This window comes from Pseudomonas sp. MF08831 (genome assembly GCF_059862645.1).
Map to the genome: position 1 here is coordinate 15,676 of NZ_JCBCUX010000024.1, position 21,235 is coordinate 36,910.

Consider the following 21,235-nt stretch of genomic DNA (forward strand, 5'->3'; position numbering starts at 1 on the left):
GCTTATGACCAGTCGTGACGTGGCGGCTTGGTGCCATTGAGCAACCAGTTGCCCACCACGTGGTATTTCCAGCGCACCGGGTCGTGCAACGTGTGTACCCGCGCATTGCGCCAGTGGCGGTCGAAGTTGTGTTTGTTCAGCGTCGAACGCGTACCGCCCAGTTCGAACAATTTGTTGCTGGCTTCGATGGCAATCTCGGTGGTCAGCACCTTGGCCCGCGCTACGGCCAGGGAGGCCTGGGCGACGTTGTCTTCATTAGGCGCCGGGCGTGCCGCGTCCAGGGCCAGACCGGCGCGTTCCAGCAAGGCTTCGGCAGCTTCCAGGCGAATATCCAGGGCACCGACCTGAATGATGGTCAGCGGGTCTTCACTGGCTTTTTCCACCCCGGCGTCGATCCACGGCCGGGCGAATTGCTGCACGAACTGGACGGTGTCGCGCAAGGCGGCGCGGGCGATCCCGGCATCGATGGCGGCGGTGGTCAGCTGTGCGAAAGGGCCGGCCAGGGTCGGGGAATCGTAGGATTTGTGCGTAGGAAACAGATTGAAGGCCGGCACCCGCAGGTCCTGTGCAAGCACAGTGCCGCTGGAGGTGGTGCGCTGGCCCATGCTGTCCCAGTCATCGACGACCACCAGCCCTTCGGTGCCGCGCTTTACGAAAGCCAGCTGTGCATGTTGCTGCTCATCCAGCGCCAGCACCGCCAGCCAGTGGGCGTACAGCGAACCGGTGCAATAACCTTTGCGGCCGTTGATCACATAGCCGTCGCCCGCGCGCCGAACAGTGGCCTGGATGTCCTGCACGTTCTTGCCGCCGGTTTCCGACAGCGCATTGGCAAAACGATGGCCCTGCAGCGCCAGGCCAAAAAAATGCGCCTGCTGCTCGGCGGTGCCTTGCAGGCGGATGTCTTCCAACAGGCAGTAATGGTTCTGCGGGATTTGCCCCAGCGACGGGTCGGCCGCCGAGATAATCGCAATCACCTGGGCCAGCACCGCGTAGGACACCTGGGCGCCACCAAACTCGCGCGGCACGCTGATGCCCCACAGGCCGCTGTTGGAATACAGGTCCACCACCTCGGCGGGCACCTGACGGGTGCGGTCACGTTCAGCGTCGTGCTCCAGCAGTACGGCGGCGACTTGGTAAGCGACGGCAATCGCCTGGGCTTCATCGCGGATCAGTTCGGCGTGGGGCGTGTGAATGGGGTAATCGGCAGCTACAGGCAGTACAGGCATACAACGCTCTCGGGCGAATGGTTTGCCTGGTCTATTGCAGCTTCTGTGCCGCGCCCTGAAACCGGGGGTTTGCCCACGGCAGCGAGGCCCGGAGCCGCTTGCAGCGCAGCAATCTGCCTGTTCACTGTTGCCGGGCCAACACTCGTCGGCTAGCTGCAGGCCGCGCGATACGTGGCCTATAGTGAAAAAGCCTGCCTCCACAACCACCACCAAGGAGAACGATATGAGCGTTAAACCTATCCCAGAGGGTTATCACAGCGTCACGCCCTACATGGGCATCGACAACGCGAGCGAGGCCATCGAGTTTTACAAGAAAGCCTTCGGCGCCACCCAGGTCATGCGCCTGGACATGCCCGACGGCAGAGTCGGCCACGCCGAGCTGCGCATTGGCGATTCGGCGCTCATGCTCGGCTCGCCCTGCGCAGACATGGCCCTGCGTAACCCGGCTGAACACACCAGTGTCGGTCTGCACCTGTACGTGAACGACGTGGATGCGCAATTCGAACAAGCCGTTGCGGCCGGTGCCAGCGTGGTGTCCGAGCCCAAGGACCAGTTCTATGGCGACCGCTCGGCGAGCGTGAAAGATCCGTTCGGGCACTTGTGGTTTTTGGCTACACGCAAGGAAGACCTGACCGAAACGCAGATCCGGGAGCGAGCGATGGCGATGTTCAAGCAAGGTTGAAATCTCAACATCAATACATATCCCATGTGGGCGCTGGCTTGCCTGCGATGCAGGCACCTCGGTACGTCAGCAAGACCGCGGCGATGCCATCGCAGGCAAGCCAGCGCCCACAGCAGTGCTCAGTGTTTGAAAGGTTGAGGCTTCTACACACTTCATGAACACCCCCTCCACGCTTTCCCCCTTGCCCCGCACGCCGCGTGATTCCAGGATGCAGGCAATCATCACAAGGAGTCATTCCATGTTCGCCGGATTCCAAAAAGACCAGTGCCACGTCAATGGCGTGGACATCAGCTACCGCAAAGGCGGTACAGGTCCCGGTCTGCTCCTGCTGCACGGGCACCCGCAAACCCACGTCATCTGGCACAAAGTCGCCGAACAGCTGGCCGAGCATTTCACCGTGGTGGCGGCCGACCTGCGCGGTTATGGCGACAGCAGCAAGCCGCTGGCTGATGACCTGCACGCCAACTATTCGAAACGCGAAATGGCCCGCGACGGCGTCGAACTGATGCAGGCCCTGGGCTTCGAGCAGTTCTCGGTACTCGCCCACGACCGAGGCGCCCGTGTTGCCCATCGCCTGGCACTGGACCATCCCGACGCCGTGCAGCGCATGGTGCTGCTGGACATCGCACCCACCCTGTCGATGTACGCCCAGACCGACGAAGCCTTCGCCCGCGCCTACTGGCACTGGTTCTTCCTGATCCGCCCGGCGCCGTTGCCGGAAGCGCTGATCGAGAGCAACCCCGAGCTGTACCTGCGCAGCGTGATGGGCAGCCGCAGTGCCGGGCTCAAGCCGTTTACCGATGAGGCCTTCGCCGAATACCTGCGCTGCCTGCAGCTGCCGGGCACCGCTCGCGGCATCTGCGAAGACTACCGTGCCGCCGCCGGTATCGACCTTGAACACGACCAGGCGGATATCGACGCTGGCCACCACCTGAACCTGCCGTTGCTGGTGATGTGGGGCGCCGAAGGCACCGTCGGCCGCTGTTTCGAGCCGCTCAAGGAATGGCAGAAAGTCGCCACCGACGTGCGTGGCAAGGCCCTGCCGGCCGGCCATTACATTGCTGAAGAAGTGCCTGAGCTGTTGCTGGGCGAAGTCCTGACCTTCCTGCGCTGAATGCTGTAACCCCGTGACCTGAAAGACCCGCCTCGCAGGCTGCTGATGGCCTGCGACGGGTTCTGCTTGCCCAAAAAAACGATTGAGATAATAACAATGACACTCAAAAAACTGCTGGGAACCCTGTATGTGCAGGTGCTCATCGCTATCGCGCTGGGTGTGTTGATCGGCCATCAATGGCCGCAAGTCGGCATCGACCTCAAGCCCCTGGGCGACGGGTTTATCAAGCTGATCAAGATGATCATCGGCCCGATCATCTTCTGCACGGTGGTCTCCGGCATCACCAGCATGCACGATGTGAAACAGGTCGGTCGGGTCGGCGGCAAGGCGCTGTTGTACTTCGAAATCGTCTCCAGCATTGCCTTGCTGATCGGCATTCTCTCTGCACACCTGCTGCACCCCGGCGTGGGCTTCAACATTGATGTGAAGACCCTGGACAGTTCGGCCATCGCCGGTTTCGTCGGCCAGGCGCAGCACAGTGAAGGCGTCACCGGCTTTCTGCTGAATGTTATCCCGGGCACGTTTTTCGACGCTTTCGCCAAGGGCGAGATCCTGCCGGTGCTGTTTATTTCCGTATTGTTCGGCCTGGGCCTGGTGATGGTCGGCGAAAAGGCACGGCCGCTGGTGAGCATGATCAACCAGGCCAGCGAGGTGTTTTTCCGCATCGTCGGCATGATCAGCCGCGTCGCCCCGATCGGCGCCTTCGGCGCCATTGCCTTCACCATCGGCAAGTACGGCGTGGGCTCGCTGCTGCCGCTGCTGAAGCTGGTCGGCACCTTCTACCTCACCGCGTTCTTCTTTGTCGCAGTGGTGCTGGGCAGCATCGCGCGTTACGCCGGTTTCAGCATTTTCAAACTGATGGGCTATATCAAGTCGGAGCTGTTGATCGTACTCGGCACCAGCTCCTCGGAATCGGCGCTGCCGCAACTGATCCAGAAACTTGAAAGCCTGGGTGCCTCCAAAGGCGTGGTGGGCATCGTGGTGCCTACCGGTTATACCTTCAACCTCGACGGCACCAACATCTATATGACCCTGGCCGTGCTGTTCCTGGCCCAGGCGACCAATACACACCTGCCGCTGGAACAACAACTGACCTTGCTGGCGGTGGCCATGCTCACCTCCAAGGGCGCCGGTGCAGTGGTCGGCGCCGGCTTCGTGGCATTGGCCGCCAGCCTGGCGGTGGTGCCGACGGTGCCGGTGGCGGCGATGGTGTTGATCCTGGGCGTTGACCGCTTCATGGCTGAATGCCGCTCGCTGACCAATATCATCGGCAACGCCGTCGCAGCCCTGGTGGTGGCGGCGTGGGAAGGTGAGCTGGATCGCGAGAAAATGGCGCCCATCGCCCTCAAGCGCGGCCGCCATGCGCGGGCGGCCCGGGCGGCACAGGCGAAGATCGCTGCCGAATAAGCAATAACGCCCGGGCGTGCCGGAAGGCGCGCCGATCCGGTGCTATTCTGGCGGCTCATGCCGCCACGTCTGTTTCTGATGACCCATAAGAAAGATACCGTGCCCCTACCCGAAGACCTGCGGGTGTTCCTGACCGTGATCCGCAAGGCTGGCTTTGCCGCCGCCGCCGATGAGCTGGGGCTGTCGCCTGCGTATGTCAGCAAGCGCATCCAGATCCTCGAAACCACCTTGGCCACGCGCCTGCTGCACCGTACCAGCCGCCGCATCGCCTTGACCGAAGACGGTGAGCGGGTGCAGCGCTGGGCCGTGCGCATCCTCGAAGATTTCCAGCAACTGGCCGATGAGCTGTCTGACGCCCACGACAGCCCGCGTGGCCACCTGCACCTGTGCAGCAGCTTCGGTTTTGGTCGTAACCATGTGGCGCCGGCCCTGTCCTTGTTGGCCGAGCAATACCCGGACCTGGAAATTCGCCTGGACCTGTTTGACCGCGTGGTGGATATCGTCAGCGAGGGCTTTGACCTGGAAATTCGCGTAGGCGATGACATACCCGGCCAGCATATCGGCCGACGCCTGGTGAGCAACCGCCGGGTGCTGTGCGCCGCGCCGTCCTACCTCAAGCGGCGCGGCACACCGCAGCAATTGAGTGACCTGGAGCAGCACGACTGCCTGGTGCTCAAGGAGCGCGACAACGCCTTCGGCATCTGGAACCTGGAGCGCGCTGGCGCCCCTGAAAGCGTGCGCGTACGCGGACCGCTGTCCTCCAACAACGGCGAGATCGTGTTGCAATGGGCGCTGGATGGGCGCGGCGTATTGCTGCGCTCGATGTGGGATGTGAAGCCACTGCTGGAACAAGGCAAACTGGTGCAGGTGCTGCACGACTGCACCCAAAGTGCCAACGTGTGGGCGGTATACCCGACACGGTTGGCCTACTCCGGGAAATTAAGAGCCTGCGTGGAATTTTTGCAGGAGCACTTCAAGGGCTTGTCGATCTGACGCTCCGGTGGGCGCTGTAACCCAGCCACACCGTCATGACCAGCAACGCGGTCAGCGGCAGACCATGGAACAACACAATCACCTGGGCCGGCGTCCACGTCAGGTAGAACGGCCCCACCACCAGCATGCCCACACCGAAGCCGGCCATCTGGATCAGGGTCAACAGGCTGAACAGCGGCAAGCGCAGGCTATCGGGCTCGCTTTGCGCGCGTGAGACCAACGCCACCTCGGACACACCATCGCCCAGCCCGGCCCACACCACCAGCAGCAGCGCCAGCCACAGCTCGGTTTGCTGGAAGGTCAGGATAAAGCCACTGGACATCAGCGCCACGCCCAGCATGAACAGGCGCTCCATGGCCTGAGTGCCGCGGCCCTTCAACAGCGCACTGGCAATGCGCGCCCCGACAAACTTGCCGCACGCCCACACCGCCAGCAGATAGCCCATGACGGTTTTGGCCGTGTCCGGCGAAATGTACTGCGACAACACCGGCCAGCCGACGTTATGCGCGGCGCTGCCGAGGGTGTCGAGCATGCTGATCAACAACATCGCCGCCAGCACGGGCGCGCCGCGCAGGCCTTGGGTCAGCTCGCGCCATTCAGCCGCGAGCCCGCGGTGCGCGGCAACGGCGATCGAGAACAACGCGCGTAACGGCAGGATCAGGCAGGCCGCCAAAACGTAGGTGCCAATGTTGACGGCAAACACCGCCTCGAATCCGCCCGTGGCAATCAACAACCCGGAGAGCAGGCTGCCGAACACCGCACCGGTCGCCGCCGCCGACGTGATCCACGCATTGGTGCTCACTCGCTGCTCAAGCGCGACCCAGGTGGGCAGCTGGCTGTTCAGGCCAATGGCAAACAGCGAGTTGCACAAGCCAATGCCAAACGCGATAAAGGGCAGCACGTTGAGCTGATGCGCCGGTATCAGCACCAACAGCGGCAACAGCAGCAATGCCCTGGCCAGGTCCAGCCCGGCCAGTGTGCTGCGCCCGGGAAAACGCCGAAAAAACGGAATGCCGAACAGGCTGGCGACAATCCCGCCGGTGACGCGGCACGCCAGAAACACACTGACAAACACCACGCTCTGGCTGAGCCAGTAAACGTAGGTGGACAGCGCCACCAGGTTGAGGAACGCGCCAAAATCCGACACGCCGCGGGCAAAGATGATCAAGCGGGCATTGCGCGTCGACAGGGTCAGCTGTGGATCATGGCTCATGCAGGTTGCGCCTCTTCGTCAGTCGGCACGCCGCGCAGGCTCACCAGCAGCACGTCGCGCCAGGCCGGCGCCGCATCGGCATGGGGCCGCACATCGCTGGCGCGATGGTAGAGCCCACGGTCGTTGATCACGATGGTTTCCAGAAACGCCTCCATCGCCAGGTTGAACACCCGGCTTTGCTCGGCCGGCGAGGTAAATACTTCCGAAACCACCGGCACCGTGTTGCTCTGGCCAATGAAGTGCATGAACACCCAGTCCAGGCCATCCTGGTGAATTCCCGAGGTCGTCGGACTGCTCGATTGCCCATCCGCGCAAACGCGGAACTGGTGGATATCGATCGTATAAGCCTGCTCGCCCAGGTGCGGGGCAATCACCGCAAGGTCGGTGGCCAACAGCTTCTGCATCAGCGGGTGCTCGATAAAGCCGTCCTCGCAATAGCTCAAATGGTTCACGCCCTGCCGATAATTCACGGCGTAGGTGACCGGCGACGTGAACGCGGTGTTGCGGTCAAGCTGCAACTGCCGCGAAGGCAATAGACGATAGCGCAGGATGCGGCGCTCGCGGTGGGTGTATGCCTTGAATGCCTCGTCCCGCACCAGATTGGCCCAGTAGGCTCGAAAGCTCTGCTCTTGCCCGGGCTCAACGCCGATCAACGCGCCGTAGTCCCGACGGTGGCAGTAGTGATGGTCGCGCAAATGCGCAGAGATCTGTGGGATGTCCATAGCGCTAAACCTTTTTCTCGATGATCACGTGCAGGTTGTGCCTGATCGCGTCATGCAAGGCGTAAGCGTCGGCGGCATCGTCGACCCTGGCCCAGCACTTGAGCAAATAGTGCTCCTCGATATCGGCGTCGAGGCAGTGGCCGGCGTCCAGTTGCGCGTACTCCAGCACGGCGGCGTGGTGATCGAGAAACTGCACGCCCTCAATCCCCTTGAAGCGGCCACTGTGCTCCGGGTAAATCGCCAGCATCGCGTAGTGCTGGCTGCCGTTGGCGACCTTGTGCGCGCCGGCCTCCAGTTGCGCGTCAACCCCCGGCTCGCCCAGCAGCAGCGACATATACAGCTGGTAGGGATTGATCGCGGCCAGGTCTCGGAACGCCGCGTTGACATACAGCCCGCCCACGCGCGGGTTGATCTCAATGACCACGGGGCCTTGATCGGTCATGCGAAATTCGAAATGCACCACCGCGTTGGTCAGCCCGACCGCGCGCAGGCATGCCGTGGCGTACGTGCGGATCTGCTCGCACTGCTCGGCCGTGAAAGAGGTCGGCGGAGAAATCAGCAGGTTCTCCAACACGGTGCCGCTGCGCTCGGTCAGCATGAGTTTCTCGTTGATCAGCAGCGCGTGGATGCGCTCGCCGACAACCACGCATTCCACGCTGCCTTCAATGCCCGGGATATAGCCTTCCAGCAGGATGCTACGCCCCGGAAGGTACTCGCGCGCCTGACCGTCGACTGCCGGCAAACGGTGCGCGCAACCGTAGAAATCCGCGTAAGCCGCCGCGCCGTGACCGCTCACGAACTGCGCGTAATGGCTGCGCAACTGCGCCCAGTTGGAGCACTTCTTGATAAAGGCCGACGCACCGCCAAAAGGCGGTTTGGCAATGAGCGGATAGCCCACCCGCTCGGCGTCTGCCTGAAGCTCCTGCTCGTTATTGCACAGTGCAAACGGCACCGAGCGCAGCCCGTGCTTTTGCAGCACGCTGCGCATCAGGTACTTGTTATTGCACGCGGCAATCGCCTGCGCACAGCTGTACACCAGCCCCAGGCGCTTGCAGGTGTTTGCAACAATGCAACCCACTTCGCCCAATGCAGACGGGTGCCCGGCCTGGCAGAAAATCGCGCGAATCTGGTAACGCCCGTCCAGCCGGCCCACCAGGTCCAGAATCGATTGTTCGCTTAATGCCTCGAGCAGGAACACTTCATCACTGTCGTCGCGCAGTCGCTGCAGGTGATGACGCCCCGCGACCCCGGCGGTTAGACAGGCCAGGCCTTGTGCGCGGGCGACCGCAAAGTGCGGCTCGCGGTAGTTGTAACGCACCGAGGCACTGTCATCGACATCAATAAAAAGAATCGCCTCTTGCTTCATGACCATCATTGCCTCTTCCGTGAGTTAATTCAGGCATCCTGCCAACTGCACCAGTGCCCTTCCCAATTACGAAAACGATAATGGCGCTGCCCCTCGTGCACTTCAAAATGTGGCAAGTCTTCAGGCTTTTCAAAGTCCAGCAACGGCACCGTAAACTTGCCTTGTGCGTGCGGCAGTACATATTCGGGCAGGGCAATGTTCGACACGCGCCGTTTGAGCCGATCCATAATAGCGATCGCCTGGCTGATCGAGGCTTTATATTCGGACGCCCCCGGCGAAAACGGCATGAAGTGATACAAGTAATACGGTTTTACGCCGAGACGATAAAGATCAATAAAGAGTGTATGCAAGGTGGCTTCATCATCATTCACGCCGCGCAACAATGGCATGTTGGAGAACACTATCGGCACGGCACGCTGAATACGTTTAACCGCCGCCGCAAAATCAGCCGTCAGTTCAAGTGGGTGGCAAACGTGTACCCCAAATGCGTTGACGTTGTACTTCTCGAGCATGGCCACCAATTCATCGGTTACCCGGAACGGGTTGAAACTCAACGCCCGTGAATGGATTCGAATCAGCAGGTCGTCGCGGATCGAACGCAACGCCGCAAGGTTTTCTTCCAGCTTGCGGTCACCCAGCATCAACGGGTCACCGCCGCTTAGGATCACTTCTTCAATGGCCGGGTTGCCGCGGATGTACGCCACCGAATCCTTGAACGAGTCGGTGCTGGCGTTGGCCTTCTCCGTGCCGACCTGCAAGGTGCGCAGTGCCTCAAAGCAAAATTGGCAATAGGCATTGCAGGTGTTGGTCATGCGCAGGATCACGCGGTTGTCGTACTTGTGCTGGCAAATGGGCGTTTTCATCTCATGCCCGAGTTCCCAGTTCTCCGACGTTCCGTCGTAATCGCCCGCCACCTGCTCGCTCCAGTAAGGCACCACTTGGCGCCACAGCGGATGGTCGGTAATCGGGCCGCTGGTGAGTGAGCGCTTGATCAGATCAATGTAATAAGGCGTGATCTGCATCTTGCGGTCTTGCAAGTTGTGCTCGATATGCGCCGTTATTTCCTCACTCCATCCCCCGCAGGCAATGCGCAAGGCCGGCTCATCGCGCAGGGCGTGCTTTTGCTGCCAGCGCCAATCTTGCCATTGCACCGAGCGATGGGTGGCTTGATCAAAAATCGACATGAGTAGGTACTCTCTGTGTTTTAACTTATGTTATGGGCAGATAAGTACCTGCCGTCCCGGACCGGAACAACATTACTATCTGCAACAAAGACAACTGTTTACAGGCGAGCGCGCGCAATCAGGTTATTAACGTGATCACCGACACCCAGGAGACATAACCACTCACTCAACGGCCATAATATTAACTTCCCTTTCTTATAATGTGCTGACTTCCAAGCCAGCCCCCACTTAAGCCGATGGTCTGCGGGGTGTCAACCCAATACCCTTGTGGTTTTTCCGGGATTACTCTTTCAACTGGCCACACCGCCTGTAATGGCGGGCGAAGCCGGCATTTAATGGCTGTTATTTGAAAAGTAAATAGCACACAAAAACGCCCTCTTAATTAAAAGAGGGCGCTGTGTTGGCTACTTATATAACTACGTGTTTATCAACTGAGCCAAGGGTTGGCAGCCAAATGTTCGCGTTCAAATGCTTTGATTTGCTCACTGCGCTGCAACGTGCTGCCAATGGCATCCAGACCCAGCAGCAACGCGGTCTTGCGCAAGGTGTCGATCTGGAACGCAATGACCTGGCCATCCGCCAGACGAATTTGCTGAGCCTCCAGGTCGACACTGATCTGCGCCTGATCCGCCTGGCTGACAGCCTGTCCGAGTGTGTGCACCTGCGCGTCGTCCAGAGTGATGAGCAACACCCCGTTGCGCTGGCAGTTGTCATAAAAGATCCCGGCAAAACTGCTGCCGATCAGCGCGCGAATGCCCATTTGTTTCAAGCCCCACACCGCGTGCTCGCGGCTGGAACCGCAGCCAAAGTTGGGCCCGACGACCATGAAGCGTGCGCCCTGCCAGCCCGGCTGGTTCAACACGAACGCGGGGTTGGGCTCACCGGACGCCAGAAAGCGCAGATCGAAGAACAGCCCCCGGTCCAGGCCGCTGCGGTCGATGCCTTTGAGAAACTGCTTGGGCATGATCACGTCGGTGTCGATATTGGCGGCCAGCATCGGCGCGGCCTTGCCGGTGACCACAGTAAAAGGTTGCAGGCTCATGCACGGTCTCCAAAGTGGCGAATATCAGTGAGGCGGCCGGTGATCGCGGCAGCGGCGACCATTGCCGGGCTCATCAGGTGCGTGCGTGCGCCGGCGCCCTGGCGGCCTTCAAAGTTGCGGTTGGTGCTGGACGCACAGCGGTCGCCGGGGGCCAGCACATCGTCGTTCATCGCCAGGCACATCGAGCAGCCGGACTGGCGCCACTCGAAGCCGGCGTCGATAAAGATCGCCGCCAACCCTTCGGCCTCGGCCTGGTCGCGCACTTCGGTGGAGCCGGGCACGATCATCGCCCGTACGTGCTCGGCCACGTGTTTGCCGCGCACCACGCTGGCGGCGTCACGCAGGTCTTCGATGCGGGCATTGGTGCAGGAGCCGATAAACGCATGGCTGATGACGATGTCGCTCAGCGGCATGCCGGCTTCCAGGCCCATGTAGTTGAGGGCACGGCGCATGTCCTGGCGCAGGATCAGGTCGCTGACGTCCTGCGGGTCGGGCACGCGGGCGCCAATGGGGGCAGCCTGGTCGGGGCTGGTGCCCCAGGTGACCATGGGTTCCAGGGTGGTTGCATCCAGGTGCACTTCCTGGTCGAACACGGCGTCGGCGTCCGAATGCAATTGGCGCCAGCCCACCAGTGCCTGTTCCCATAACTCGCCCTTCGGCGCGCGGGGCTTGCCCTTGAGGTAGCTGAAGACTTTTTCGTCCGGCGCCATGAAGGCGCCGCGCGCACCGGCTTCGACCGCCATGTTGCAGATGGTCATGCGTGCCTCGACGCTCAACGCGTCGATGGTGGAACCGCGAAATTCGATGGCGTAGCCGGTGGCTCCGGATGCACCGATCTTGCCGATCAAGGCCATGATGACGTCCTTGGACGTGAGGCCTGGCGCCAGGTCGCCTTCAACCGTCACGCGCATGCTTTTCAGGCGTTTGTAGACCAGCGTCTGCGAGGCCAGCAGGTGCTCGATTTCCGAAGTGCCGATGCCAAACCCGAATGCGCCGAGGGCGCCGTAGGTGGTGGTGTGGCTGTCGCCGGCGGCGATCACCATGCCCGGCAGGATAAAGCCCTGCTCCGGGGCGATTACATGTTCGATGCCTTGGCGTTTGTCGAGGATATCCAGCAGCTCGATGCCGAAATCGCGGCAGTTTTCTGCCAGGTACGAGACTTGCCGCGCCCCGCCTGCGTCGGGCATCGCCGCGATGCGCTTGGGCGTGGTGGGGTTTACATGGTCGACCACCGCCAGCGCCGTGCCGGGGCGCCACACCCCGCGGCCGGCGTCGCGCAGGCCGCTGAAGGCCTGGGGGCTGGTGTATTCGTTGATCACCTGGCGGTCTATATAAAGCAGGACATGGCCCTGGTCATCCAGGGGGCACACCGTGTGGGAATCGATGTGTTTGGCGTAGAGGGTTCTGGCGGTCATTTTTCTTAGGGCTCACGTTTCTTGAGGCGGGCTCAACGGTATAAATCCATCCTACGCAGCCCTTGGGCCCTATCAATGGCGACCGGGTGATGGCTTGGAACATGTTTCGTGTTCGATGAAGGCCTGCCAGCGCCTTGAATGGAAACCTGAAACATTTTCTTTCATATCCGGGTTAGGGATTTCCAAACCTCATCCGTCTTAACTTAGATACAGCCCGTCGCGTCAGCAAAAGCTACGACCGGCCTTTTCCGGGCCTCCTCCGCCCTCCTCCGATCAAGACCCGCATTCACATGTCGAAGAAGTCACGCTCAAAACTCTGGTTTCTCGTACACAGCTGGCTGGCATTGCCCATCTGGTTTTTTGTACTGATCGTCTGCGTCACCGGCACCCTGGCGGTGGTCAGCCAGGAAATCGTCTGGCTGGCCAACCCGGATATCCGCGCGAGCAAGCCGTCGGATGATGCCCACATGCTGAGCTTTGACCAGGTGATTGCTGCCATCAAGCGCGAAGAACCCCAGGTGATCGTGCAATCGATCATCCGCCCGGACGAAACGCACTTTGCGCTGAGTGTCGACCTCAGCTACCCGGACGGGCGTTCCGTGGAGGTCTACGTCAACCCGTACACCGGGGCGATCCAGGGCATCAGCCCGTCGTTCGATTTCAAGCAATTTACCCGCGCGCTGCATGGCTGGTGGCTGGTGCCGTTCACCAACGGCTTCAGCTGGGGCTGGTACCTGGTTTCGGCGCTCGGCCTGCCATTGCTGGCGTCGCTGGTCACCGGGCTGGTCGTCTACAAACGCTTCTGGAAAGGGTTTCTGCGCCCTACCCTGCGCATCCGCCACGGCGCGCGAATTTTCTGGGGCGACTTCCACCGCCTGAGTGGTATCTGGTCGATCTGGTTTATCGCGGTGATTTCCATCACCGGCACCTGGTTCTTGATCCAGGCGATTTTGGGGGACAACCAGATTTCCATCTCCAGCGAACCGATCGTCCCAGTGATTGCTCGCGAGAAAGTGCCGATGTCTGCGCCCGGCGTGCCGGCACCGATGATCGCGCTGGACGAAGCCATCGAAATCGCCACCCAACGCATTCCAGGGCTGGACGCCACATTCGTGTTCCTGCCGCTCAACGCCTACAGCCACCTGCAAATCGGCGGGCGCGGCTGGTACCCGTTGATGTTCCAGACCGCTCAACTCAACCCCTACAGCGGTGAAATCGCGGTGTCGCACCTGCTCTCCGATCGCTCGACGCTGGAGTTCGTCACCGAATCCATGCGCCCGCTGCACACCGGCGACTTTGGCGGGCTGTGGATCAAGCTGATCTGGGCGTTCTTCGGCCTGGTGCTGAGCATGATGGTGTTGAGCGGCCTGCTGATCTGGACCAAGCGCACCGCGCTGGCCACCCTCAATGCCCTCAAGCGCGAAGCCAAGAACCAACGTGCGCCTGCTGCCGCTCCCGCCCTGCAGGCTGAAACCTCGGAGGCCAAATAATGAGCAAGGTCAGTGCAACACCGCCTTCGCCGCTGCGCGCCGTTTGGCTGAAATGGCGGTTCCATATCAACATCCTGCTGTTGCTGGTGCCGCTGGGGTTCATGCCCAAGTACTTTGCCGATGCCGCGTTGTTTCGCGGGGATACCGGCATTGGTGAGCGAGTGGTCGGTGACGTGCAGGTCGGGCCCTGGAGCCTGAAACTCGCCGAATTCCGCAATGAAGGCCCGCGCCCGGACCCGGCCGGCCCGATGAAATTCTTCAACGCTGCCCTGTGCGACACCTGCGCCGAGCAGGTCAAGGCCACCTACTTGCGTATCGGCAAGCCCCGCAGCCTGCGCGCCGCCGGAGTGATCTTCTTCGGCACGCCGTACCGCATGGGCGCCGCCCTGCCGGTGCCGGAACGCACGCCGGCCGACGCCGAACTGTGGATCACCATGGAAGGCTGGGACGGCACGATGCACCAGGGTTCCATCCCGCTGAGCCAGGCTTCGCCTGCCACCATTGCCTGGCTGAACAAGCAAGGAGTTAAACCATGACGTTGACGCGCCTGACCCGCGCCGGTGCAGCACTGTTGCTCTGCGCCGGTTTCAGTACCACCGCCCTCGCCCACAACCCGATGTGCGAATGCAAGGAAATCCCCGGCGAGCAGGTCCAGTGCACCGGCGGTTTCTCCGACGGCAGCGGCGCCCCGGGCGTGACCCTGGACGTGATCGGCTACGACGAAACCATCCTGCTGCCCGGCAAGCTTGGCCAGGACTCGACCCTGACCTTCAAGAAGCCCGCCGCCGAGTTCTATGTGCTGTTTGACGCGGGCCCCGGTCACGTGGTGGAAATCGACCAAGCGGATATCCAGCCTCAATGAGCACCACACAAGTTGTACGCCCCTCCGGTGCCGGCCACGAAACCCTCTACGTGCTGTTGCTGTGCCTGATCATCCTGGCGGTGGCCGGCTCGGTGATCGCCCTGCACGGTGAAACCCAGGAAGTTGCGGCGCTGCCCAGCCACCAGCTGGATGCACGCCGCGACCTCAGTGCCTCCGAGCAAGGCATCTACGCCGACCTGCGGGTGACTCTGGATGAGATCCAGCTGCTGCAACAGGAGCAAAGCGCCCTGCCAACGCCTGAACAATTGGCCGAAGAAGGGTTTGCGCCGTTTGCCCAGGACGCCAGTTCGGTCAGCCGTGGCGACCATCGCTGGCAATTGCTGGAGCCTTCGGCCTACTTGGGCGTGAGCCAGACGCCAAGCACCAGCGGCTCGCTGCTGATGCGCGTGCACGGCGCCGAGCCGGATATCTGGCTCAACCGCCAGGCCAACCTCGCCGCCCCTTCCGACCTCTCTGACCAGGCGCTGATCGCGGCCGGCTGGCAGCAGGTGGTCGCGCAATTCGATGCCGGCGTCACGCGCCAGCACCGTCACTGACCCGAGAAGATCGAGTGCCCATGTCCATTTCATCTCCCCTGCTGCGCCTGTTGCTGATCAGTCTGTTCAGTGTGTTGCTGGCGCCTTTGGCCAACGCCGAGGCGGCCAAACGCCTGCGCATCGGCATTACGCTGCACCCTTATTACAGCTACGTCACCAACATCGTCGGCGACAAGGCCGAGGTGGTGCCGTTGATCCCGGCCGGTTTCAACCCACACGCCTACGAGCCGCGCGCCGAAGACATCAAGCGCATCGGCACCCTCGACGTGATCGTGCTCAACGGCGTCGGTCATGACGATTTCGCCGACCGCATGATCGCCACCAGCGAGCGCCCGGACATCCCGGTGATCGAGGCCAACGCCAACGTGCCGCTGCTGGCCGCCACCGGCAATGCCGCGCGCGGCGCAGGCAAGGTGGTCAACCCGCACACCTTCCTGTCGATCAGCGCCTCGATTGCCCAGGTCAACAACATCGCCCGCGAGCTGGGCAAACTCGACCCGGACAACGCCAAGACCTACACCCAGAACGCCCGTGTGTACGGCAAGCGCCTGCGCCAGATGCGCGCCGACGCGCTGGCCAAGCTGACCAGCGCGCCCAACCCCGACCTGCGCGTGGCCACCGTGCATGCGGCCTACGACTACCTGCTGCGTGAGTTCGGCCTGGAAGTCACGGCGGTGGTCGAGCCTGCCCACGGCATCGAGCCCAGCCCTAGCCAGTTGAAGAAGACCATCGACGAACTGCGTGCCCTGGACGTGAAGGTGATCTTTTCGGAGATGGATTTCCCGTCCACCTACGTCGAGACCATCCAGCGTGAATCCGGCGTGAAGCTGTACCCGCTATCGCATATCTCCTACGGCGAATACACCCCTGAGAAGTACGAAGTGGAAATGACCGGCAACCTCAACACCGTGGTGCGGGCGATTCAGGAGTCCGGGGCATGACGGCGGCGGAACAGCTGAAGGTGGCCAGCATTGGTCCGACAATCGAGTTCGACACGGTGTCGCTGACCCTGGGCCGCACCACCATTCTTGACGGCGTGAGGTTCCAGGTAGAGCCAGGCAGCATCCATGCATTGGTGGGCCCCAATGGCGGCGGTAAAAGCTCGCTGATCAAGACCCTGTTGGGGCAAATGCCGCACCAGGGCCACTTGCGCCTGCACTGGCAGGCCACGCCCGGCACCATCGGCTATGTACCGCAAGCGCTGGAGTTCGACCGTGGCTTGCCGATGACCGTCGACGACTTCATGGCCGCCATGTGTCAACGGCGCCCGGCGTTTCTCGGCCTGTCCAGGCACTACGCCGGGGCAATCGGCGAGGCGCTCGAACGGGTGGGCATGCAGGACAAACGTAAACGCCGCATGGGCGCGTTATCGGGCGGTGAGCGTCAGCGCGTATTGCTGGCCCAGGGCCTGATTCCGGCTCCGCACCTGCTGGTGCTGGATGAACCGATGTCGGCGCTCGATGAAGCCGGCATCCAGGTCTTTGAACGCCTGCTGAATGACTGGCGCCTGGCCGGGATCACCGTGCTGTGGATCGAGCACGACCTTGAAGCTGTGGGCCGCCTGGCCGACCGCGTCACTGGCCTCAACCGTCGTGTGCTGTTCGACGCCACGCCTAAAGAAGCGCTTACCCCGGACCGCCTGCTGACCCTGTTCTCCACTCACCCCCGGAGCCCGGCACCATGAGTTATGAAGCGTTTCGTCTGATGGTCCAGAGCTGGGCCTCTTCCGGCTATCTGCCGGAAGCGCTGGCCTATGGGTTTGTGGTCAATGCCTTGCTCGCCGGTTTGCTGATCGGCCCGGTACTGGGCGGCCTGGGCACGCTGGTGGTGGTCAAGCGCTTCGCGTTTTTCTCCGAAGCGGTCGGGCATGCCGCGCTGACCGGCGTGGCCGTGGGCATTCTGTTAGGTGAACCCTATACCGGGCCGTATGGTGCGCTGTTCGGCTACTGCCTGCTGTTCGGCATCCTGCTCAATTACCTGCGCAACCGCACCGGCCTGGCGCCGGACACCTTGATCGGCGTGTTCCTCTCCGTGTCGCTGGCGTTGGGCGCGAGCCTGTTGCTGATTCTGGCGGGCAAGATCAACGTGCACATTCTGGAAAACGTGCTGTTTGGTTCGGTGCTGACGGTCAACGGCAATGATTTGCTGGTGCTGGCCGTGGTCGGCTCGCTGGTGATGGCGCTGGCGTTGCCGCTGTACAACCGCATCATGCTCGCCAGTTTCAACCCGCAACTGGCCGCCGTGCGCGGTGTGGCGGTAAAGACCCTGGACTACCTGTTCGTGATTCTGGTGACGCTGATCACCGTGGCGGCGGTCAAGGTCATCGGCGCGATCCTGGTGGGCGCCCTGCTGGTGATTCCAGCCGCGGCGGCGCGCCTGCTGAGCCAGTCGCTCAAAGGTTTTTTCTGGGTGTCGGTAGTGATCGCCACCGTCAGCACGCTGTGCGGCATCCTGCTGCCGATCATCTTCGACCTGCCTATTCCGTCCGGCGCCGCGATCATTCTGGTTGCCGGTATCGCTTTCGCCTTCGCCGCCATCGCGCGCGGCACTGTGCCCAGCCTCAAAGGGAATCTTGGATAATGCGCCCTTGTTTTCGCCCACTGGCCTTGGCCATCGCTTGTTTGGTCAGCACTTCGGCGCTGGCCGCCGTCGATGGTTTTAATCCCAACGACTTCAAAGTCAACCAAGGTCTCGGCCATGCCGCGCTGACTAAAGCAAAGAAGTCGGTCAAAGTCGTGGCCTCGTTGCCCATCACTTACGGCTTGGCCGAGGTACTGCTAAAAGGCACCGACGTGAAGCTTGAACGCGCCGCCCCTGCCAACCTGCCAGGTTCTCGGCAGGTGTCCTACTTCACCGGCCGTGGCGCGCAGACACTGAATACCCTCGCGTCGGACGCCGACGCCGCCATCGGCCTGCGCTCGTTGTGGCCGGATGACCCGCTGTATCCGGTGGCGCGGCGCAGCAATATCCGCATCGTCGAAATCGACGCTGCGCGCCCGGTGGACGGCGGCCTGCCGGGCATTGCCGTGCAACCAGGCAGCACCGACGGGCTGAACAGCCAGCCCTGGCAGTCAAGCAACAATATGGGGCGCATGGCCGATGTGATGGCCGCCGACCTGAGCCGGCTGGCGCCGAATGCCAAACCGACGATTGATGCCAACCTCGCCGCCCTCAAGCAGCGCCTGCTCAAACTCAACGCCGACAGCGAAGCGCGCCTGGCGCAGGCCGATAACCTGAGCGTGGTCAGCCTGAGCGATCACTTTGCGTACCTGGTCAGCAGTCTGAACCTGGAAGTGGTCAGCACCGATGCACGGCCGGACGCCGACTGGACGCCCGAAGCGCTGCAGGGGTTAACCGCCCGCTTGAAGGACAGCGACGTGGCCGTGGTGCTGCACCATCGTCAACCGAGCGAAGCGGTGAAAGCAGCAGTGACGGCATCCGGTGCGCAGCTATTGGTGTTGAACGTCGACGGTGCGGACCCGGTGGCGGAGTTGGAAGGCAACGTGGATCAGGTGATCAAGACACTGATGCCATAGGCGAGCGATTCTTCAAGTCGATCTCGGTTCAAGTGTGGGAGCTGGCTTGCCTGCGATAGCATCAATGTTATTTGCCTGATGTACCGAGGCGCCCGCATCGCAGGCAAGCCAGCTCCCCCATTAAGCTCGCGGTGCATCCGCTGACTGTCGGCCAGCCCAGCACCCGAATGTCACACCACATCCACGCCTACGTGAATCGCATCATGGCGCCAGAACTCCAGGTCGCAGTCGATCAACCGCTGGTGCTGGTCATAGTTGACCCGGGCAATGCGCAAGCCCGGGCTGCCCACCGACACGCGCAACGCGGCGGCGGCCTCCACCGGCAGTGACGTCGGCACGATTTCAAAGCGCACACGGCCATAGTGCAGGTCGTACTTGCGCGCATACAGCTCGGTCATCGACTGATTCAGATCACACCCCAGAATCCCCGGAAAGTACTGCGGGTTCAGGTAGTGCTCCACATACAACACCAGGCGCCCATCAATCCGTCGGCCTCGGCAGATCTGGATCACACTCGACAGCGCCGGCAACTGCAACCACGCGCACACTGCTGCCGACGCCGGTTGCAGCCGCGCAGAAATCACTTCGGTGGACGCCACCCGGCCCTGATCCCCAACCATCGCGTGAAAGTGGCTGCGTTGCATCAGGTTGTAGGCCAGCCGCGGCGGCGAAACGAACCAGCCACGGCGCTCCTCACGGTAAATCTGGCCTTGGGCTTCCAGCTGTAACAAGGCTTCCCGCACGGTAATGCGAGTGGTACCGAACAACTCGCTGAGCTTGCGCTCGGCGGGCAATTTACTCGCGGGCGGCAACAGGCCGTGGTCGATCTGCTCTTGCAGCGCCAGGCCGATGGATGTCACCGCCTTGATTGCCTCATCACGCATCAACGTTACCTATCTGGACTAGACCAGCACCGTTCAGGTGCACAAACCGCTCCGTAAATGGGCTTTTGCTACTGCGTGCCAGCCTAGGCATTACAGATGACCGACAGATGACAGTCCCTGTCCACGCCCTGCACCACACCCTGCAATACATCGGCCAAGTCCAGGGCCTGCGGGCACTTGGGCATGGTCTACGCTAAGCCTGCACTGCGCGACAAAAGCGATTAAAAAACGACATCGACATGAAACTGTCATGCACCGAGCCTAGATTGGCTCAGGTATTGCTCTGACCTAGACCAACACCACCGCAAACGTTCATAAAAACGCCGCGTTGAAAACGCCCAAAGGAGCTTCGGATGAAAAAGCTTTTCCTGGCATCACTGTTAGGCTCGACCATTGCCATGTGCACCGCCGCCATGGCTGCTGATACCGATCTAAAGACTCTGGAAGCCGCCGCGAAAGCCGAAGGCGCCGTCAACAGCGTCGGCATGCCCGATGACTGGGCCAACTGGAAAGGCACCTGGGAAGACCTGGCCAAGACCTACGGCCTCAAGCACATCGACACCGACATGAGCTCGGCCCAGGAAATCGCCAAGTTCGCCGCCGAGAAAGACAACGCCAGCGCCGATATCGGTGACGTCGGTGCCGCCTTCGGCCCGATCGCGGTGAAACAGGGCGTGGCCCAACCGTACAAGCCGAGCACCTGGGCGCAAGTGCCGGACTGGGCAAAAGATAAAGATGGCAACTGGGCCCTGGCCTACACCGGCACCATCGCCTTTATCGTCAATAAAAAGCTGCTGCACGGCTCCGAAGCCCCAACAAGCTGGGCTGACTTGAAAACCGGCAAATACAAAGTTTCCATCGGTGACGTGAGCACCGCCGCCCAGGCCGCCAACGGCGTGCTCGCGGCAGCCCTGGCCAACGGTGGCGACGAGAAGAACATCCAGCCTGCGCTGCTGATGTTCGCCGACATCGCCAAGCAAGGCCGCCTGTCGCTGGCCAACCCGACCATCGCCACCATGGAAAAAGGCGAAGTCGAAGTGGGCGTGGTCTGGGACTTCAACGGCCTGAGCTACAAAGCCAAGATGGCCAACCCGGATGACTACGTGGTGCTGATCCCATCGGACGGCTCGGTGATTTCCGGCTACACCACCATCATCAACAAATACGCCAAGCACCCGAACGCCGCCAAGCTGACCCGTGAGTACATCTTCAGCGACGCCGGCCAGACCAACCTGGCGCGCGGCAACGCCCGTCCGATCCGTGCCGAGCACTTGACCTTGCCGGCTGACGTGCAGGCCAAGCTGCTGCCGAACGAGCAATACAAGAAAGTCACGCCGATCAAGGATGCCGACGCTTGGGAGAAGACCTCCAAGGCACTGCCGCAAAAATGGCAGGAAGAAGTCATCATCAATATGCAGTAAGGCTTCAAACCACATTGGCTCTCCACTGGAGATCCAATGTGGAAGCGGGCTTGTGTGGGAGCGGGCTTGCTCGCGAAAGCGGTGGTTCAGAGAAAGAAGTGTTGCCTGACACACCGCTTTC

The 21,235-nt window shown here is 61.7% G+C and carries 21 protein-coding genes; 13 read left to right on the forward strand and 8 right to left on the reverse strand.

What is annotated here, in order from left to right; all coding sequences use genetic code 11:
* Positions 1-2 precede the first annotated feature (2 nt).
* Positions 3-1,226 (reverse strand): SfnB family sulfur acquisition oxidoreductase, encoded by a 1,224-nt coding sequence (locus AC19YS_RS31090; protein ID WP_500603490.1) that lies wholly within the window; start codon positions 1,224-1,226, stop codon positions 3-5.
* A 223-nt stretch (positions 1,227-1,449) separates the two neighbouring features.
* On the opposite strand from AC19YS_RS31090, the gene AC19YS_RS31095 reads away from it, so the two are divergent.
* From AC19YS_RS31095 to AC19YS_RS31110, 4 genes are all read left to right on the forward strand, one after another.
* Positions 1,450-1,908, forward strand: a complete 459-nt coding sequence (locus AC19YS_RS31095) for a VOC family protein (protein ID WP_500603491.1) — start codon at positions 1,450-1,452, stop codon at positions 1,906-1,908.
* Positions 1,909-2,146: 238 nt separating this feature from the next.
* Positions 2,147-3,022: an alpha/beta fold hydrolase gene (locus AC19YS_RS31100; protein ID WP_119735587.1), complete on the forward strand. Its 876-nt coding sequence runs from the start codon at positions 2,147-2,149 to the stop codon at positions 3,020-3,022.
* A gap of 96 nt (positions 3,023-3,118) precedes the next feature.
* Entirely contained in the window at positions 3,119-4,429 is a 1,311-nt protein-coding gene (locus AC19YS_RS31105) for a dicarboxylate/amino acid:cation symporter (RefSeq protein ID WP_179607118.1), read from the forward strand.
* Positions 4,430-4,507: 78 nt separating this feature from the next.
* Positions 4,508-5,422, forward strand: coding sequence for a LysR substrate-binding domain-containing protein (locus AC19YS_RS31110; RefSeq protein WP_448194860.1), 915 nt, complete (start codon positions 4,508-4,510; stop codon positions 5,420-5,422).
* Here the strand turns inward: AC19YS_RS31110 and AC19YS_RS31115 are convergent.
* The 6 genes from AC19YS_RS31115 to leuC form a co-directional block, all read right to left on the reverse strand.
* Positions 5,403-6,635 (reverse strand): MFS transporter, encoded by a 1,233-nt coding sequence (locus AC19YS_RS31115; protein WP_124416908.1) that lies wholly within the window; start codon positions 6,633-6,635, stop codon positions 5,403-5,405. The two genes, AC19YS_RS31110 and AC19YS_RS31115, sit on opposite strands and share 20 nt — an antisense overlap.
* Positions 6,632-7,357: a 2OG-Fe dioxygenase family protein gene (locus AC19YS_RS31120; protein ID WP_119735586.1), complete on the reverse strand. Its 726-nt coding sequence runs from the start codon at positions 7,355-7,357 to the stop codon at positions 6,632-6,634. Before AC19YS_RS31120 ends, AC19YS_RS31115 begins: the two co-directional genes overlap by 4 nt.
* A gap of 4 nt (positions 7,358-7,361) precedes the next feature.
* Entirely contained in the window at positions 7,362-8,732 is a 1,371-nt protein-coding gene (locus AC19YS_RS31125) for an ATP-grasp domain-containing protein (protein WP_500603492.1), read from the reverse strand.
* A gap of 20 nt (positions 8,733-8,752) precedes the next feature.
* On the reverse strand, positions 8,753-9,817 hold the full coding sequence (locus AC19YS_RS31130; RefSeq protein WP_234452695.1) for a KamA family radical SAM protein: 1,065 nt from the start codon (positions 9,815-9,817) through the stop codon (positions 8,753-8,755).
* A 517-nt stretch (positions 9,818-10,334) separates the two neighbouring features.
* The gene (gene leuD / locus AC19YS_RS31135; RefSeq protein ID WP_169368613.1) at positions 10,335-10,949 is read right to left on the reverse strand and encodes a 3-isopropylmalate dehydratase small subunit; all 615 of its coding nucleotides are present in this window, start codon (positions 10,947-10,949) and stop codon (positions 10,335-10,337) included.
* Positions 10,946-12,364: a 3-isopropylmalate dehydratase large subunit gene (gene leuC, locus AC19YS_RS31140; RefSeq protein WP_500603493.1), complete on the reverse strand. Its 1,419-nt coding sequence runs from the start codon at positions 12,362-12,364 to the stop codon at positions 10,946-10,948. The genes leuD and leuC overlap by 4 nt, the downstream gene beginning before the upstream one ends.
* A gap of 290 nt (positions 12,365-12,654) precedes the next feature.
* Between leuC and AC19YS_RS31145 the strand changes: the two genes are divergently transcribed.
* Genes AC19YS_RS31145 through AC19YS_RS31180 form a run of 8 tightly spaced genes read left to right on the forward strand, consistent with a single transcriptional unit; the run spans position 12,655 to position 18,809 of the window.
* On the forward strand, positions 12,655-13,854 hold the full coding sequence (locus tag AC19YS_RS31145) for a PepSY-associated TM helix domain-containing protein (RefSeq protein WP_119735582.1): 1,200 nt from the start codon (positions 12,655-12,657) through the stop codon (positions 13,852-13,854).
* Positions 13,854-14,390, forward strand: coding sequence for a PA2404 family protein (locus tag AC19YS_RS31150; protein ID WP_200625105.1), 537 nt, complete (start codon positions 13,854-13,856; stop codon positions 14,388-14,390). Before AC19YS_RS31145 ends, AC19YS_RS31150 begins: the two co-directional genes overlap by 1 nt.
* Positions 14,387-14,716, forward strand: a complete 330-nt coding sequence (locus tag AC19YS_RS31155) for a hypothetical protein (protein ID WP_200625104.1) — start codon at positions 14,387-14,389, stop codon at positions 14,714-14,716. The genes AC19YS_RS31150 and AC19YS_RS31155 overlap by 4 nt, the downstream gene beginning before the upstream one ends.
* A complete protein-coding gene (locus AC19YS_RS31160; protein WP_200625103.1) occupies positions 14,713-15,273 on the forward strand; it encodes a DUF6162 family protein in 561 nt (186 codons plus the stop codon). The genes AC19YS_RS31155 and AC19YS_RS31160 overlap by 4 nt, the downstream gene beginning before the upstream one ends.
* Positions 15,274-15,293: 20 nt before the next feature.
* Positions 15,294-16,214: a metal ABC transporter substrate-binding protein gene (locus AC19YS_RS31165; RefSeq protein ID WP_179677923.1), complete on the forward strand. Its 921-nt coding sequence runs from the start codon at positions 15,294-15,296 to the stop codon at positions 16,212-16,214.
* Positions 16,211-16,957: a metal ABC transporter ATP-binding protein gene (locus tag AC19YS_RS31170; RefSeq protein WP_200625102.1), complete on the forward strand. Its 747-nt coding sequence runs from the start codon at positions 16,211-16,213 to the stop codon at positions 16,955-16,957. Before AC19YS_RS31165 ends, AC19YS_RS31170 begins: the two co-directional genes overlap by 4 nt.
* The gene (locus tag AC19YS_RS31175) at positions 16,954-17,853 is read left to right on the forward strand and encodes a metal ABC transporter permease (protein ID WP_179677925.1); all 900 of its coding nucleotides are present in this window, start codon (positions 16,954-16,956) and stop codon (positions 17,851-17,853) included. The genes AC19YS_RS31170 and AC19YS_RS31175 overlap by 4 nt, the downstream gene beginning before the upstream one ends.
* On the forward strand, positions 17,853-18,809 hold the full coding sequence (locus AC19YS_RS31180) for a metal ABC transporter substrate-binding protein (RefSeq protein ID WP_106580573.1): 957 nt from the start codon (positions 17,853-17,855) through the stop codon (positions 18,807-18,809). Before AC19YS_RS31175 ends, AC19YS_RS31180 begins: the two co-directional genes overlap by 1 nt.
* A 170-nt stretch (positions 18,810-18,979) precedes the next feature.
* Here the strand turns inward: AC19YS_RS31180 and AC19YS_RS31185 are convergent, their stop codons facing one another.
* The gene (locus AC19YS_RS31185; protein ID WP_106580572.1) at positions 18,980-19,693 is read right to left on the reverse strand and encodes a UTRA domain-containing protein; all 714 of its coding nucleotides are present in this window, start codon (positions 19,691-19,693) and stop codon (positions 18,980-18,982) included.
* A gap of 353 nt (positions 19,694-20,046) precedes the next feature.
* Here AC19YS_RS31185 and AC19YS_RS31190 point away from each other — a divergent pair, with 353 nt between their 5' ends.
* Entirely contained in the window at positions 20,047-21,114 is a 1,068-nt protein-coding gene (locus AC19YS_RS31190) for an ABC transporter substrate-binding protein (protein ID WP_106580571.1), read from the forward strand.
* The last annotated feature ends 121 nt before the right edge of the window (positions 21,115-21,235 follow it).